The sequence below is a fragment of the Paraburkholderia sp. JHI2823 genome (genome assembly GCF_038900695.1).
Lineage (GTDB): Bacteria > Pseudomonadota > Gammaproteobacteria > Burkholderiales > Burkholderiaceae > Paraburkholderia > Paraburkholderia mimosarum.
The window spans coordinates 1-15356 of the sequence record NZ_JAYMRY010000047.1; the positions used below are offsets into that span (position 1 = coordinate 1).

Here is a 15356-nt window from a genome sequence, read left to right on the forward strand (position 1 = left end):
AGCCGGTGGAGCCGGTGCGCGAGCACGGTGGAGAGGGGCCGCCCGGTCGGGCGTCCGGTCACGAGGAGGTCGGCGACATCATGGATGGCTGCGCGGCCCCACGCCGTCGCAGCCGCCAGGGTGTGGGGCAACGCGCGCATGAACGACGGCGCCGGCGCACCGCCCCGCGCCACCGGGATGACGACGCGCCCGACGAATGCGACGATGAAAGGAGCCATCGCCATGGCGGTCAGCATTGTCATCAGCCGCGTGTGTGAAGGATGCAGATACAGGCCGAGGTAGAACGACACCAGCGTGAGCATCGCTGCGCCCACCGCGCGAGCGCCGAGCGATTGGCACAAGATGCCCAGAAACACGACGAGCAGCGCCCCGGCGTCACGCAGCGCGGGCTGCGAGGCGAGCGCGGCGGCACCGGCAAACGAGGCGCAGGTGCACACATAGAGAACAAGTATCGAGATGAGCCAGCTCGACCAGCGCGCTTCGCGCAGAAATAAAGGCGCAATCATCGCGAACAACGCGCCAGGTACGGCAAGCGTCGGCGTTTCGTGATGGTGCAGCGCCCAGGACACGCCCACGCCCGCCGTGAGCAGACAAGCGAGCGTCGAGCGCGCGGCACCGCGCAGGCGCGCGAATTCGGGGTCCTCGACAAGTGCGCGTTGGAACGCGCGTGAGCAAGCGGCGGCGATCATGGTCGACGATATCCGTGCGTGTCGGCTCCGGGCTTGTGGCCGTGGCCGATGTCCGGGCAGAGCAGCCCGGCGTTGGGGTGGACACCTGATGCGCACGCCTTCCGGGATCTCCGGTCTGGCGCGCGCCCGGTGAGGCGTGGTCCCGGGCTACGCCCAATCTGCGTCGAGGGTAGGACGCGAGGCGGGTGGTCCGGGTTTTCCCGGATGATAGCCGATCAAAATTACGTCAATGTCGCGATCGACAAAATCGCGCGCGAGGCGTCGCATCGACGCTTCATGCGCGAGGCGTTCCGACGAGCAAACGCGTCGCGGCCTCCCCTACTTTGGAGACAACGACAGCCAAGGGCTTTCGCAGCCGAGCCCCCGTTTGCACCAGGAGCCCGACAGATATGGGCCGACGCGATTGCGCCGGCGCGAGCCCTCAGACACGCAGCGCGTCAGAGGGCATGAGACGCGTTAGAACATCTTGCGCAGACCGACTGCCAGGCCCAACTGGTTGGTGCGGCCAATGTTGTTGGTCGCCTTGTTGTTGGCGTCCACACCGCCAGGATAGTCGGCAGAGAAGGCGCCCGTGCCGCGTGCCCAGTCGGCGATTCCGTAAACTTCCGTGTGCTTCGAGAACGAGTACTCGGCAAGCACGGTCGCCGACTGGTTGGTGCCTCGCCCGAGGCTGCCATCGAGCAGAAGCGCGTTGCGCGTCTGCCCGTAGTAGTACGCAAACGTAAACAGCAGCGGAGCGGTTGCTTGCCAGTTCGCGCCAACATAGTACGTATCGTCGATACGGTTACGGCTGAAGCCATGCAGTGCCGGCGCGCCCCCTTGTTGCATGTTGTAGTCGGTCAAGCCAGTCTGATCCTGCCCGTGCAACCAGCCGGCCAGCAGGCGGATATCCTGGTTGAGCTGATAGGCGCCGCTGACGTGATAGAACGTGTTCTTGCCGCCATTGATCGCGCTGCCGATATTGTTGCCCACCGATGAGCCTGTCGCCGACGTCGGTACCGAAACCTGCTGGAAACCGACGTTGAGTTGCGCGGGACCATACGCATAGGTCAATTCCACGGCGTAGGTAGCGCCAAGTCCCACCGAACCCGGCTGGTTGCCGAAGCCGTACAGCGCATCGATCGACAGATTGTCGAAGGTACCCTTGTACTTGACCGAGTTGTTGACGGTCAGGTAGCTGCCGACGCCGTTGTACATCCAGCTGTTTTGCCAGTAGTTGCCCACGGTCAGCGGATCGAAGACGTCCCCCAACGTATCGTAGGCCGGCGCATACTGCCTGCCGAAGGTCAGCGAGCCCCACTTGTTGCTCGACAGCCCCACGTAGGCCTGCCGGCTGAAGATCGTGTTGGACTCGTGGAGTTGTCCATTGAATGCTTCGAAGCCGTTTTCGAGCCGGAAGACAGCAGAAAGGCCGTCGCCCAGATCTTCAGAGCCCCTCAAACCCCAGCGGCTATGAGTTTCCGGCCCGGAGGTCATCGAGACCTGATCACTTCCGCCGGCAGCGGCATTCGTCTGATAGCGAATGGCGTTGTCGACCAGACCGTACAACGTAACCGAACTCTGAGCGAACGCCGATGTGGCTGCGACAGCGAACAGTGCACCCACAGCACCGGAAATTGCGACCTTCTTCATTTTTTACCCCAAGCGTGATTAATTCTTTGCGGCTCGATCAGTTCTGTTCGAGCAACGCGATAAAACCGTCGGCGGGATAATAGGCTGCCGCAATTTTGACGCATAGCGTCTGTTCGACATTGTTGCTTGTTTGCCAAGCGGCGATTTCGGCTGAATGGCGCTCAAGCCACGGATTAACAAGACTGTTTTTTATTATTAAACTTACAGGAATGATCTTTTCCAGATTCTCGATGAATCGCACTGATTCATGGGCTCGACTGGTTTTTGAGGAAAGCGTCCTCGCCACGGAGGCCAGGAATCTATGAGACCAACGATGATCATGATCAGGAGTGCAAATATAACAAATGAAGAATCCGATAAAAAAAGCATTGAGACAAGCCAGCCACAAAGCCACATGAACCGAGGTCGCGAACAGTTTCAGCACATGGAAATAGCTGTCCGGAGAATTACCATAGAGTCGCGCAATGAATAAGACCACTTTTCAGAAAGGTCTCTTCCAGCTAGCGCCATGAACTTTCGAGCGATCCCAGCCGAAATACGAAAGACGTCAAGCAGATGCGAGTCATTTCCCCGGCAAGCATCCTCGCACCACGCTTCGCGCATCAACGCGCCATGCACGCGAGCGCCGCTTTCGTGGTGCACGCTGACGCACGGCCGGGGATCGCCGCCATAAGCCCAACCCATTCTCTCGCGAACTCAAGACAGGTGATGAAGCATGAAGCTCAAGATAGGTGCACGACTGATGATCACATTCGGTGTGGTCCTGGCTTTCCTGTTCGCGATCTGCTTGACAGCCACAGCGCAGATGGCGCGCATGAGCGCAACGACACAAACCATCGTCGGCGTTCGTGCCGAAGAGCTGAAGCTCGTGAACCAGATTCGAGAAGGGACGCTTAGACGGACGGTCTTGCTCTACGTAGCGCTCGACGAACCCACACCTGAAGCGCAACAAGCCGCGCTCGAACAGGAGCAGGCCATGGACGAGAAGGTTGACTCGATCTATCAGGCCATTCCACCGCTGCTCACCACGGCGTCGGGCCACGCTCTCTTCGACCGCATGGTTCAGGCGCGTGAGCGCTATCGTGAAGCATTGAAGCCGGCTTACGCCCAATTGGCGGCCCACGATGTTGCAGCGGTGCGAGCAACGCTCGTGAATGCGAGACCTCAACGAACCGCCCTTTTGCAGCAGCAAGACGAGTTCTTGAATCTGGTCCATGGCTTGATGGACAGCGCCGCGAAAGACACGCGCGATGCCTACGACACGGCGCGTGCGATGCTCTGGGCGGCGGCGGCACTGGCATTCGTCGTGGCGTTGGCACTGTGCACGGCGGTGACGCGTTCAATCGTTCGCCCCTTGCTGCTGGTGGTCGACGGTGCACATGCTTTGGCGCAGGGTGACCTGCGTATCCAGATAGACGTGCAACGCCGCGACGAACTCGGCGATCTGGCCGAGTCCGTGAACCGCGCAATCGCCAGGCTGGCGACGCTCGTCGGCGGAGTCAAGCACGCAGGCTTGTCAATCGCGGCCGCCACCGGGCAGGTAGCGGCGGGAAACACCGACCTCTCGCGGCGCACGGAAGCGCAAGCGGCCTCGCTCGAGGAAACGGCATCGAGCATGGAAGAACTGACCGCGACGGTCCGGCAGAACGAGGACAATGCTCACCAGGCCAGCGCGCTTGCGAGCACCGCATCGGCGGTCGCAGAACGCGGCGGAGAAGAAGTTGGCCGCGTGGTCGAGACCATGCGCGAGATTTCCGATAGTTCCGCCAGGGTCGCCGATATCGTCAGCGTGATCGAGGGCATCGCGTTTCAGACCAACATTCTCGCGCTCAATGCGGCAGTCGAGGCGGCCCGTGCCGGCGAGCAGGGTCGCGGCTTTGCCGTGGTGGCCGGCGAGGTCCGCACGCTCGCGCAACGCAGCGCGACGGCCGCTCGCGAGGTCAAGCAACTCATCAGCGACTCGGTGGAGCGCGTGGATGTCGGCTCGCAACTCGTTGAAAAAGCCGGCAACACGATCCAGGAAGTCGTTCAGTCCGTCAAACGCGTGACGGACATCATGAGCGAAATCTCCGCGGCGTCGCATGAGCAAAGCACGGGCATCGAGCAGGTCAATCAGGCTGTCAGCCAGATGGATCAGGTAACGCAACAGAACGCCGCGCTCGTTGAAGAGGCCGCTGCGGCCGCCCAATCGATGGCTGAACAGGCCGAGGCACTGCGCAACTCGGTGGAGGTGTTCAAACTGGAAAACCGCTAGCGATGGCCGCACGCTGGACAGCGGCTGCGGTCAACAAGCACTCCGCCCCGAGACCTCTAGTGTCGACGCGCGAATTCGCGTGACGACGCGCACGCCCGGTTCACGCGTATTTCAGGCACGCGATAACGCAAGCCAGTGCATTCGACGCGCCTTGTCGATTGTGGGCGCCCGGTGGTCCTTCAACGAAGCGTCCAGTGGAACCGGTTGCTTCGTTCGCTATCGCGAGACTGACACCACCTGGCCCCACAGCCCGGACACATGAAGTCCTGAATTCGCTCACTACCGCTTTGAATCGACTGCCCAACCTCGAGGAGGTAGTGGGTGACGTCGAAATCGGGGTGGCTTTGCAGCAGCCTGCAGGACGGGCAAAGATTGGTTTCATCGATCGCCATGCCGGTTCCCTCGCGAAACATGACTTTTTGTTTGAACGCCGTAATTCGTTTGTCGGGCAAGCGCTGCGGCGATGAGCGGTCCGCCCCGCGTCTTCAGCGGTTGGCTCGACCGTTGGGACGAGCGGAGTATAGTGGGCGCGCGGCGGTCCGGGTCTGTTCGAAACGTGTGCGTTTGGCACAGTAGAGAAAAAAATGCGAATTGGATAGGCATGCGAACGGCTACGCGAGATCGCGCGGAAATCCTTTGCATGAGAAGGCCTGCCCCATCGAGCCGAGCGTGCTCGATGTGCCCCAACCGCCTGCATCGCGAGGCAAATCTCGACCCCCACTCACACGCTGGTGGCCAAAATTCTCAGGGAGGCGGCGCGCCGCCTCCTCTTTGCCACCCCTCGATCAACGTTTGGCGTCGTCGCGGTCTGACGCCGAGCGCGCGACGAATTTCGTCACGTGTCCGGGAGATGGTCGAGCAGCCACTTCGCCATCGCGATTTCCTGCGGCAAGATGCGCTCGCATGCGGCGCTTGTTTCTGGGTCGCCGGCCGCCTGTGCCGCCGCAATCAGGGCGGTGTAGGCCGCGATTTCGACATTCTCGGACACATAGCCGCTCATCATCCGCGCGCAAATGGGGCGCCCGCATCACTCGAGCTGCCTGGGGCCTTCGCCGAGTTCCGCGCCGGTCTCAGGATCGCTCGTCGGGTCCGACGCGAGTCGCTGCGTCATCGCCTGCAGCGCCGAGCTTTGCGAACCATCCAGCGAGACCGATGCCTCTCCATCGCCGCCGTCCACGGCCGGCTCGCCCGGCCGGATGCCGAGGCCATGTCCGCTGTTCCATGGCGCCGCCACCGTCTCGTCACCTTGCGACATCTTGTAGTAGACGCTCGCATATTCGGGAACCGGCGGACGCTTGCCAGGCGGGAAGTTCGGCGAAATCGAATAAAGCGCCTTTTCGAATGACTTCTGATGCGAGACCTCACGTGTCATCAGAAAGCCCAGCGCCTCTCTTACGCCCGGGTCGTCCGTTACGTTCATGAGCCGTTCGTAGATGATCTTTGCGCGCGCTTCGGCGGCGATATTCGAGCGCAAGTCGGCGGTGGGGTCGCCGATGGTGTCGATATAGGCCGCCGTCCACGGCACGCCGCCCGAATTCGTGAGTGGCGGCCCGCCGCCAAAAAGCAGCTGTGTGACGTGACTGTCGTTGCCCGCGCCGTTGAGCTTCCGATAAAGCTCGGCCTGACCATCCACGGCTTCGGCCAACTCGCCTTTCGCGCCGCGGTTGAGCATTGCGACGATCGAACCGATGATCTCCAGGTGGCTGAGTTCTTCGGTGGCGATGTCGAACAGCAGGTCCTTGCGGCCCGGGTCCTCGTCGCCAACGGCCTGCGTGAAGTAGCGCATGGCGGCAGCAAGTTCGCCTTGCGGCCCTCCGAACTGCTCGAGCATCAGATTGGCGAGGCCTGGATGCGTTGACGACACGCGCACGGTGTACTGAAGCCGCTTGTTATGCATGAACATGGGATTCTCCTTGAAAGACCTGCGTGGCCCACAGCGCATCGCGCGTTCCAGGAGTTGGCGTCGCGGAAAACGACGGGTACCGCAATTGCGCACGGCTAGCGAATCGCCGCCTCGATATCGTGGCGGCATCAACGATCTTCGAGACCATGATGCTGGTTTCTACGTCTGTGTCGAAACTGGCGGGCGCCGAATTGGACTACTGGGTGGCCCGCGCACTGCATGAATGCGCGAGCGAAATATCCTTCGCCGATGACCCCGGCAGCGTTTTTATCAAGGGATATGACCGCGGCGGGGACTGGAACGGGCGATTCGCGCCCTCTTCCTCCTGGGCGGCGGCGTCACTCGTGCTAGACAGGACAAGGCGATTGCAGATCGACGTCAATGCCGCGAGCGCAGTTCACTGCGTTGCAGAGTTTGCAGGAAGTACAGGTAATTTCGAGGCCGATGGGATTTCGGCACGCGAAGCGCTCCTGCGCGCCTTCGTGAAAAGCCGTTTCGGCGATCACGTTGGCGCGAACCTTGGCGGCAGAGCGCGGCCGGACGGAGCGAGCCTGGCCGAGCCCGTCATTGGACTGACTCGCGGCGCAACGCCGGCTCCGGAGGGCGAACGCGGAGATATTCGATCGCTCCCGCGTCAGTGACCGCTCATCGATCCTGCGAGAGTGAGCCAACGAAAGTCGGCGCAGCCGCCTGCAGCGCGCGGCCGGTCAGCGAGCGGGCCTGGACGGTGACGAAACCGCCTTCAAGGTTTCTCCCGCGTCACCGTCGGCCATCGAGAGGTCACCCAGCGACACGATGCCTACGAGGCGATTTTCCCCGTCGACAACGGGCACGCGCCGAATCCGGCTGCTCGCCATCTTTTGCTTCACGGCGTCGAGATCGTCGTCTTCCCGGCAGCACTGAACATGGCGAGTCGCGATCTCAATGACGGGTGCCACGGGCTCGACGCCGGAGGCGACCCCACGCACTGCGATATCGCGGTCGGTGACCGTGCCCACCAGTTTTTCCCCATCGCAAACCGGCAATGAACCAACCTTCAAGTCGGCCATCATCATCGCCGCCTGGCGAATCGTATCGTTCGATCCGATTGAAATCACATCGCGCGTCATCACGTCTGCTACGGTCTTCATGGCAGTCTCCTTCGAATTGCGGGTGGCGCAGTTGTGTTCGCGTACGAGGTCGGCGTACACGCGCGACATGCGCTCTGACGAAAGACTCGTTCTCTCCCGCCGTACGCTCGCGGCGGCACGTTCTCATAAAGCGTGGAGACCTGCGCGATCTTCATGGGGTTGCACACCGCTCGAGTACACAATGGAAAAGCATCGGAATGCGTCGCAGTGGGTTGGCCCAGATCCGCCGTCCGGTTCCCGGCAACGGCGACGACTCCGGCTCTGGCGCTCACCGAAATGCGCAGCGTTCGTGCCTGGCGCGGGTACGCAAGCATGCGTGACCCATTGCGATTGCATCACCGAAACGGACGCGAGCTGCATCGTTCGCTGGGGACCGCCCTTGTCGCCGCAGCACGAGGCGACATACAGCGCGGATCATCGATGACCGAACGCACCGCGGTAACGAACGCGGCCGGGCCGGCTGACCGTGCCGCCACAGTGGCACCCGCGTCCGCTTACTCAAACGGTACGGGCGTTCTTGCGTGCATAGGCGAGAGCGGAGTTGACCCGAAGCGGTGGGACGTCATCGTGCCACGGAGGCTGCGGAACGAAGCGCTCGATGACGCCCGGCTGGAAAAGCAGACAGTATGTGCTACCGCCGAACTGGAAAAAGCCCAGTTCGTCTCCCTTGCGAACGTCGTCACCGGGGCGCACGACGATCTGGCACGAGGAGACCTCGGCCATTCCCACGAAAACGCATGCCATCTCCCCGATTACGGGATTGATACTGTCGATGACGATCACCGCCCGGGCGGCGATCGCAGTCGTATAGCCCTGCGAATCGTTCAGTCCGCCGGGATCCTCTCCCTCGGATTCGGCGTCGGAATAATAGGTGCCGTCGACGTTGTACGCCTCGACGATCTTGCCGTCCACCGGCGCATGCCAGCGATGATAATTGTTGGCACTGAGATACCCCTGATAAACGGTCCCGCCAACGAATTTGCGCGCAAGGGCTTCGTCGCTCGACGTCAGCATCTCACGCAACGAATAGGGCTGCGATTTAATCCAGAAATGGTCGACCAGCTTGACGTCTCCACGGACCTCGAACGGCGACGCTTCGCACGAGTTCACGATCACCTGGTTGTCATCGGGCGACGCAACCGGCCTCGCACCAGGTCGCAGATGGCGCGTGAAAAAAGCATTCCATGAATCGAATCCCCAGTGCTCGCGCGACCGATCGTGGACGAAGTCTTCCATTCCGAGCTTCGCGAGAGCGGCCTTGCAGAACCACCCGTTCGGCTCGTCTTCGACAAGCCAGGTTCGGGAACGCGGGCCGCCCAGAAAAGCGGACCATGTCGAGAGCACTCGCCGGAGCTGGGCGTTGAACGCCGGATCGCGAAATACCGCATAGCCGGAGGGCATGCACATCGGCCATTCCAGGATGGCATTCATCGGGGTCGCAATCGGCGCGGTTTCGCTAAATGGCGGGCTGAATGTCGTCAGATAATCGATGATATCGAGCAGTTCATCGACGTTTGAATATCCGAGCTGTTTGCCTCGCGCAACGGCTTCATCGATCGAACGACACAGGTTCATCCGGAGGATCGGATCGCCTTCGATCAGCCTGCCGAGGTCCAGAACGACGCTGGAGCGCGCCGTGTGTGCGCGACGTTCGCGCGCACGCGCAGCGATCTCCAGACGGAAAGCTGCCGCCTGTTCCTCCTTGTCCGGCATCCAGTTCCCGAGCCGCCTGCGGGCGGCGGCGTCTTTGGCCGTGTCGCTCATGTCGATGTGCTCCCGTGCGTCCTGGAGAGGAGACCCCATGCGCGAGCCGCCCTCCTCGCCTGACGGCGCCCCGCGCCGAGCCTCAGGCAGCCGTACCTCGGTCTGCTCGCGGGGCACAAGCGGCTAACAACCGGCTACTGCGCATTGCGCGAAATGCGCCGCAAGCGCTATGCCGGACCGGGATCCCGTGTTGTACGGAACGGTTCGTTTGCGGACGTCGAACGATCCGTTGGCGCTGGAACGCCGCCAGAGCGCGCGCCTGGATACTCACGATCGCCAGTTCCGACGGTTGCCCTATCATGTCCGGATGTAGGCGATCAGATTACCTTGCCGAATGTTTTCAACGCGATGAGCCGCCTGAAACATCCATCGAATGAACAGAGGTACCGCCGTGAAAATTCACCTGCTGTTGCTGCCGTTCGCCCTCGCTGCCTGCTCGCCTCTCCCTGACGCAGGAAGCCCGGTTCGATCATCAATGAATTCGCCCGATGCCACTGCGGGCGCGGCATCGACGACCGGGTCCGGTGTGCTCGGTCAGTACCACTGGCAACTCAAAGACGCATTCGATAGCAAAGGCATGCGCATCGACGCGCTGTTCGTCGGGGCGGAAGAACCCGTGCAGCTAGACTTCACCGCTGACCGGTTAATCGTAATCAATAGCTGCAACGACATGAGCGCCAGTTTCAGCGTCAAGAAAGGACAATTGCAGCTCGGACCGATGATGAGCACCAGCATGGCCTGCCCCGATGCGGCTCGCGCCGCGCTCGACGATGCGATTGCGCAGCGCCTGCGTGGCAGCCTCGGTGTGAACCTGCTGACGCGCGATAACACCCCGCGCATGCAACTCGTAACCGAAACTGGCGATATGCTGACCTTCACCGGCGTGCCCACTGCCGAGACGCGTTTCGGCGGCCCCGGTGAAACAGGATTCCTCGAAGTCGCCGCACAGACCGTACCGTGCAAAAATCCGCTGATTCCTGACAAGAAGTGTTTGCTGGTACGCGAACGCCACTTCGACGAGCAGGGTTTGCCGAGCGGAACACCCGGTGAATGGCGGCCGCTGGATCAGGATATCGAGGGCTATTCCCACACTCCTGGAATCCGCAATGTGCTGCGCGTAAAGCGTTACAGCGTCAAAAATCCGCCCGCCGACGGACCCTCCGTGGCCTACGTGCTCGACCTCGTGATTGAATCGCAACAGGTCGGGAACTAGGCGGGCTTCGCGAATCGCCTCGCGGCCAGGTGCCGAACGCACGCCAGGAAAAGCCACGCGGCTTCGAAACAGGCGGCTGCGGGGCTCAGCGGCGGTATGCCGCGAGAGCGTCGCGCGCCTGGAAGGCGCTGTATGTCAGTTGCGCGGCGGCGAGGCCCGCGATTCCGAACGTGCGGCTCAGGCTGAACGCCGAAAAACCTTCCGGCACGGGCACGTCCAGCGCCAAGGCATCGGCTAGCACCTCGCCCGCGACCGTCGTGGGCGCCATGCCGTGGCCGCCGAATGCGATCGCATGCCAGACGCCTTCGGCATCGCGGCCGATTTGCGGCATTTTGTGCCGGGCATAGCTCATCAAGCCGCCCCACGCGTGGTCGATCTTCACATCGGCCAGTTGCGGATACACGCGTGCAAGATCGCGCCTGAGCAGTCGCACGATGGCTTCCGGACCGCGGTCGAGCACCGAGATCCGGCCACCCCAAAGGACGCGCGTGTCCTGCAGCGGACGATAATAATCGAACGCGAAACGCGTGTCGTAGACCGCATACGGCGCGTCGATCGCATCGGCCAGGCGCGCGCCAAGCGGCTCGGTTGCGATCACGTAAGTAGCGATCGGCAAGATCGCGCGCTCGATGCGCGGGGCGACGCCGCGAGCGTAGCCTCCGCCGGCGAATACGACATCCTTGGCGGACACGCTGCCGTGCGGCGTGCGCACGACGTACCCCGCACCATCCCGCTCGATCGCACGCACCGGAGATTGCTCGTACACTCGCGCGCCGCCTTGTTCGGCGGCGTTCGCAACACCGAGCACGTATTTCAGGGGATGAAAGTGAAAAGCGTTGGGCTCGAAGAGGCCACCGTGATAACGCGAGGTCTTCAACTGTGCTCGCAACACGTCCTTTGCGACCGGCTCCCAGTCGACCCCGAAGTCGCGCTTCATCAGCGTGCGGATGGCGTCGAGCCGCGAAGGATCGTCGAACCAGTTCGCGAGTACGACGCCTCGGTCGACGATCTCGCAGTCGATTCCATAGCGTGCGATGCGCGCGCGAATCAGTTCCACCGCGTCGACCGTGAGCCGGTATAGGTAGCGTGCCCTGTCGTGACCGAGCCTGCTCAGCAAGTCGGCATTGTCGAGGCTGTAACCGCCGAAGACGAAGCCGCCATTACGACCCGACGCGCCAAAGCCAACGCGTTCGGCGTCGAGCACGACGACGTCGCGCACACTTCGCTCAACGAGCCCGAGCGCGGTGTTCAACCCGGCGAGGCCGCCTCCGACGATGCAGACCTGGGCGTCCGCCTTGCCGGTCAGTTGCCCATAGTGACGGCGAGAAACGGTGGATTCGTAGTAGTTGCTCATGCAATTCGGGGATTTCGAAGTGACAAGATCGACTCGTGCGACGAAGACGAACTGGAACTGTACTCGAATATCGCGAGGCGAGAGTCATCGACAAGCGCGCGGACGGCAGGATCCGGATTCGTCCGGGCAATGTACATGCCAGTCGCTCATCGACTTGACTGCTCAAATCACCGAAAATCGATCCGGGAAGTGATTCGAAAGTCGATTGCCTCCCACTCACGAGAACCCCGATGTCCATAGAGTCGAGCCCTGTTCTAGTTCGCGCCGCCACGGAAGAAGACTGGCAAACCTTAAAGGCGATCCTCCTTGCCGCGCTGCTTGACAGCCCTGCGGCTTTCGGCCTGAACTACGCCACCGCGGCCGCGTATAGCGAGCAGCAATGGCGCGACTGCGCTTCGGAACGGACGCAGCCGCAATATCTGCTAGCCATCGAACAAGGGCGCGCAGTCGGTCTTATCGGCGACGCGATCAATCGCTCCCACGAATACAACCTGATTGCCATGTGGGTTGCCCCGAACTGCCGGGGAATGGGAATTGGAGATCGCCTGGTCGCTGCAATTCAGGCGCGCGCGATTGGACGCGGACATCGAAGAGTCGTGCTGAAGGTTTCGCCGGACAACACAAACGCTGTGGGTCTCTATCGGCGGCATGGTTTCGTGTTCTTGCCCGAATGGGAAGCGTTATCCGGTCAGCCCGCGATCACTTTGCAGAAAATGGAATGGAAGAACGGTCGCTGACTGCCTGAACACCTTCCGTAGGAACTCCGATTTCCGTTTCGCGACATTCGCATCGAGGCAGGGTCTTTGCCGCTCGTCGCCTACATCAGGCATCGGTGCTAACCGGCTCACCGAGCCGTTCGCTGTTTGGACATGTGAGATCGAGAAATCAGCCGCGCCGAGCGCCAACCACCAGGGTAAACCCTTAATACTAGTCATGGCATTGGCATAATATGGTGTTAACAATCTCATTGCATGATAATGCCATGCGTATAGAATGCGACGTGGACAAATCTACGTGACACTTGCAGCCTTAATAAAATTGTCATTCGCATTACTAAATAAACCAATTCAACAACGCCCGGATATTGAAAATCATTCCGCAAGGGACGAGTCGTCCGCGGCCAATCGCTGCGATCGAAAAGACAATTCAGACGGTCTTTAACAGGGGGCATTGATGCGCAACAACCAGCCGGTGACGCAGCACGAATTCGAGCTTCCGGACAATGCGACCTTGATGTCGACGACCGACGCTCAGAGTCACATTACCTACGCCAACGCCACGTTCGTCCAGGTGAGTGGCTTTTCAAACGAAGAAATCGTGGGCCAGCCCCATAACGTGGTCAGGCACCCGGACATGCCGAAGGAGGCCTTCGCGGATATGTGGGCGACGCTCCAGGGTGGCGAGCCGTGGACCGCACTGGTGAAAAACCGGCGCAAGAACGGTGACCACTATTGGGTTCGCGCCAACGCGACGCCGGTGGTGCGCAACGGTCGGCCCGTCGGTTACATGTCGGTACGGACCAAGCCGCCACGCGACGAGATTGCAGCCGCAGAGTCCCTGTATCGCGAGTTCCGGGAGGGAAAAGCAAACAATCGTCGATTCCACAAGGGTCTGATTGTTCGCACGGGCCTGATGCGATGGGCGTCTGCATTCAAAACGATGCCGGCCAGGTGGCGCATCCGTTCGGCACTGCTGGTGGTGGCACCGGCCATGATGTTGGCGGGCTGGCTGCTCGGCCTGAACGGGCCTGCGCTTGCAGCATTCGCTGCCGTCTCGCTGGTCGTCTCGGTGGTCGCTTCGCTGTGGCTCGAACGCCAGATTTCACGTCCACTCGAACAGGTCTTCGAACAGGCGTTGCGCGTTGCCTCAGGCGAGAGCCAGACAGCGGTACTGATGGACCGCGTGGATGAAATCGGTATGACCTTGCGGACAATTAGCCAGCTCGGCCTGATGTTCCGCTGGCTGATCGATGATGTGAGCGAGCAGGTCCTCAACGTGGAGCGTGCGATCAGCGAGATCGCCCAGGGCAATAGCGATCTCAGCCGGCGCACCGAGCAGGCCGCCTCGAACGTGCAGGAGACCGCATCCTCGATGGCACAGATGACGGCGACCGTAAAGAGCAATGCGGACACGGCGCTGCAGGCCAACGCCCTGGCCGGCAACGCGAGCGATGCGGCAGCCAGAGGCGGAAAGGCGGTTTCCCAGGTCGTCAACACGATGAACGCGATCACAGAGAGCTCGCACAAGATCGCCGACATCACTAGCGTTATCGACGGCATTGCGTTCCAGACCAATATTCTCGCGCTCAATGCCGCCGTCGAGGCAGCACGTGCCGGCGACCAGGGAAGAGGATTCGCGGTCGTTGCAGGAGAAGTACGCGCGCTCGCGCAGCGCAGTGCGGCTGCCGCCAGGGAGATCAAGAATCTGATCGGAGCAAGCGTCGAAACGGTCGAGGCCGGGTCCACTCTTGTCGACGAAGCCGGCAAGACGATGGATGATATTGTCATGCAGGTGACACGGGTGACGGACCTTATCGCCGAGATCCGCTCTGCCACCGAAGAACAGAGCAGCGGCGTCACGCAGATCGATCACGCGGTGAGCGATCTCGACAACATTACCCAGCAGAACGCCGCGCTGGTGGAGCAGAGTTCCGCTGCTTCCGACAGCCTCAAGCAGCAGGCAATGCATCTGGTGAAGGCTGTGAGTGTGTTTCGCTGAAGAAGCAGCAACCGGGCTCAACGTCCCATCTAGACCATGATGAACCCGCGCCGCATGCCGAGCATCACCGCTTCGGTGCGATTGGTCGCGCCGAGCTTGCCGAAGATGGAGGACAGGTGCGATTTCACCGTGTTGTCCGAGATGTCGAGTTGCCGCGCGATCTCCTTGTTGCCGAGCCCGTCGGCGAGCATCGCCAGCACTTCGATCTCTCGTAACGTCAAGGCTTCGAACGGACCGCCGGATGACGTCTGGCGCAACGGCTTTCGTCCGGCAAAGCGCCTTGCGACGATATCGGGCGACAGCACGCACAGCCCCGCAGCGACGGCTTCGATGGCCGCGACGATTTCAGCCGGCGTCGCGTTGCGCGACAGCATCGCCGACGCCTCGCCGGGCATCGCCTCGAGCACCCAGTCGCTATCCGGGTCGTCGAGCAACAGGACCAGCGCCGGCGGCGCTTGCCCCAGTTCGAATAGCGCCTTGAGCACGTCGCCCGCACCGGGTTCGTTGTCGATGAGGAGCACATCGGGCACGGAACCGGCGAGGTTTTCGGCGAGCGCATCGGCATCGGCTGCGCTGTCCACGAAAGCGAGCGCCGGGTGCGCGTCGATAATCGTTTGCAGATCTGCGCGCCCCTGCGACGATGCCGCGATCACCGCGACCCGCACCGGCCCCATGCCTACCCTCTGTCCGTTCGACATT

Annotated in this window: 14 protein-coding genes and 1 pseudogene; 6 read left to right on the forward strand and 9 right to left on the reverse strand. The window is 61.7% G+C overall.

From position 1 onward, the window contains the following. The 3 genes and pseudogenes from VSR34_RS32410 to VSR34_RS32420 form a co-directional block, all read right to left on the reverse strand. A pseudogene (locus tag VSR34_RS32410) lies at positions 1-689 on the reverse strand (hypothetical protein); the annotation flags it as partial. Positions 690-1145: 456 nt separating this feature from the next. Beyond that, a complete protein-coding gene (locus VSR34_RS32415) occupies positions 1146-2321 on the reverse strand; it encodes a porin (RefSeq protein WP_342964541.1) in 1176 nt (391 codons plus the stop codon). 37 nt (positions 2322-2358) lie between these two features. After that, a complete protein-coding gene (locus tag VSR34_RS32420; protein ID WP_342964542.1) occupies positions 2359-2745 on the reverse strand; it encodes a hypothetical protein in 387 nt (128 codons plus the stop codon). 291 nt (positions 2746-3036) lie between these two features. Between VSR34_RS32420 and VSR34_RS32425 the strand changes: the two genes are divergently transcribed. Then, positions 3037-4575: a methyl-accepting chemotaxis protein gene (locus VSR34_RS32425; protein ID WP_342964543.1), complete on the forward strand. Its 1539-nt coding sequence runs from the start codon at positions 3037-3039 to the stop codon at positions 4573-4575. Positions 4576-4892: 317 nt separating this feature from the next. Further along, positions 4893-5042, forward strand: a complete 150-nt coding sequence (locus VSR34_RS32430) for a hypothetical protein (protein WP_154671249.1) — start codon at positions 4893-4895, stop codon at positions 5040-5042. 368 nt (positions 5043-5410) lie between these two features. On the opposite strand, the gene VSR34_RS32435 is transcribed toward VSR34_RS32430, so the two are convergent. Both VSR34_RS32435 and VSR34_RS32440 read right to left on the reverse strand, forming a co-directional pair. Further along, entirely contained in the window at positions 5411-5563 is a 153-nt protein-coding gene (locus tag VSR34_RS32435; RefSeq protein ID WP_244145355.1) for a DUF892 family protein, read from the reverse strand. A 39-nt stretch (positions 5564-5602) separates the two neighbouring features. Further along, complete coding sequence (locus VSR34_RS32440; RefSeq protein WP_028230993.1) at positions 5603-6478, reverse strand: manganese catalase family protein; 876 nt, start codon at positions 6476-6478, stop codon at positions 5603-5605. Between the two features lie 146 nt (positions 6479-6624). On the opposite strand from VSR34_RS32440, the gene VSR34_RS32445 reads away from it, so the two are divergent. After that, positions 6625-7119 (forward strand): phage protein NinX family protein, encoded by a 495-nt coding sequence (locus VSR34_RS32445; RefSeq protein WP_342964544.1) that lies wholly within the window; start codon positions 6625-6627, stop codon positions 7117-7119. Between the two features lie 66 nt (positions 7120-7185). Here VSR34_RS32445 and VSR34_RS32450 read toward each other — a convergent pair whose 3' ends face one another. Further along, positions 7186-7608, reverse strand: coding sequence for a CBS domain-containing protein (locus tag VSR34_RS32450; protein ID WP_028230994.1), 423 nt, complete (start codon positions 7606-7608; stop codon positions 7186-7188). 498 nt (positions 7609-8106) lie between these two features. After that, on the reverse strand, positions 8107-9372 hold the full coding sequence (locus VSR34_RS32455; RefSeq protein WP_028230995.1) for a phosphatidylserine decarboxylase family protein: 1266 nt from the start codon (positions 9370-9372) through the stop codon (positions 8107-8109). Between the two features lie 391 nt (positions 9373-9763). On the opposite strand from VSR34_RS32455, the gene VSR34_RS32460 reads away from it, so the two are divergent. After that, positions 9764-10585 carry a DUF4377 domain-containing protein gene (locus VSR34_RS32460; RefSeq protein ID WP_342964545.1) on the forward strand — a complete coding sequence of 274 codons (822 nt, stop codon included), beginning with the start codon at positions 9764-9766 and terminating at the stop codon, positions 10583-10585. Positions 10586-10670: 85 nt separating this feature from the next. Here the strand turns inward: VSR34_RS32460 and VSR34_RS32465 are convergent, their stop codons facing one another. Next, positions 10671-11939 (reverse strand): FAD-binding oxidoreductase, encoded by a 1269-nt coding sequence (locus VSR34_RS32465; RefSeq protein ID WP_342964546.1) that lies wholly within the window; start codon positions 11937-11939, stop codon positions 10671-10673. A 230-nt stretch (positions 11940-12169) separates the two neighbouring features. Between VSR34_RS32465 and VSR34_RS32470 the strand changes: the two genes are divergently transcribed. Then, entirely contained in the window at positions 12170-12676 is a 507-nt protein-coding gene (locus tag VSR34_RS32470; RefSeq protein WP_042289726.1) for a GNAT family N-acetyltransferase, read from the forward strand. Between the two features lie 436 nt (positions 12677-13112). Continuing rightward, the gene (locus VSR34_RS32475; RefSeq protein WP_028230998.1) at positions 13113-14657 is read left to right on the forward strand and encodes a PAS domain-containing methyl-accepting chemotaxis protein; all 1545 of its coding nucleotides are present in this window, start codon (positions 13113-13115) and stop codon (positions 14655-14657) included. Positions 14658-14686: 29 nt separating this feature from the next. Here VSR34_RS32475 and VSR34_RS32480 read toward each other — a convergent pair whose 3' ends face one another. Further along, a complete protein-coding gene (locus tag VSR34_RS32480; protein ID WP_036019429.1) occupies positions 14687-15355 on the reverse strand; it encodes a response regulator transcription factor in 669 nt (222 codons plus the stop codon). Position 15356: the final 1 nt, after the last annotated feature.

What these genes read in the sequence shown, in the direction of transcription:
- VSR34_RS32415 (WP_342964541.1), bottom strand. Translation starts at nt 2,321, where the DNA reads ATGAAGAAGGTCGCAATTTCCGGTGCTGTGGGTGCACTGTTCGCTGTC.
- VSR34_RS32425 (WP_342964543.1), top strand. Translation starts at nt 3,037, where the DNA reads ATGAAGCTCAAGATAGGTGCACGACTGATGATCACATTCGGTGTGGTC.
- VSR34_RS32440 (WP_028230993.1), bottom strand. Translation starts at nt 6,478, where the DNA reads ATGTTCATGCATAACAAGCGGCTTCAGTACACCGTGCGCGTGTCGTCA.
- VSR34_RS32445 (WP_342964544.1), top strand. Translation starts at nt 6,625, where the DNA reads ATGATGCTGGTTTCTACGTCTGTGTCGAAACTGGCGGGCGCCGAATTG.
- VSR34_RS32450 (WP_028230994.1), bottom strand. Translation starts at nt 7,608, where the DNA reads ATGAAGACCGTAGCAGACGTGATGACGCGCGATGTGATTTCAATCGGA.
- VSR34_RS32455 (WP_028230995.1), bottom strand. Translation starts at nt 9,372, where the DNA reads ATGAGCGACACGGCCAAAGACGCCGCCGCCCGCAGGCGGCTCGGGAAC.
- VSR34_RS32465 (WP_342964546.1), bottom strand. Translation starts at nt 11,939, where the DNA reads ATGAGCAACTACTACGAATCCACCGTTTCTCGCCGTCACTATGGGCAA.
- VSR34_RS32470 (WP_042289726.1), top strand. Translation starts at nt 12,170, where the DNA reads ATGTCCATAGAGTCGAGCCCTGTTCTAGTTCGCGCCGCCACGGAAGAA.
- VSR34_RS32475 (WP_028230998.1), top strand. Translation starts at nt 13,113, where the DNA reads ATGCGCAACAACCAGCCGGTGACGCAGCACGAATTCGAGCTTCCGGAC.
- VSR34_RS32480 (WP_036019429.1), bottom strand. Translation starts at nt 15,355, where the DNA reads ATGTCGAACGGACAGAGGGTAGGCATGGGGCCGGTGCGGGTCGCGGTG.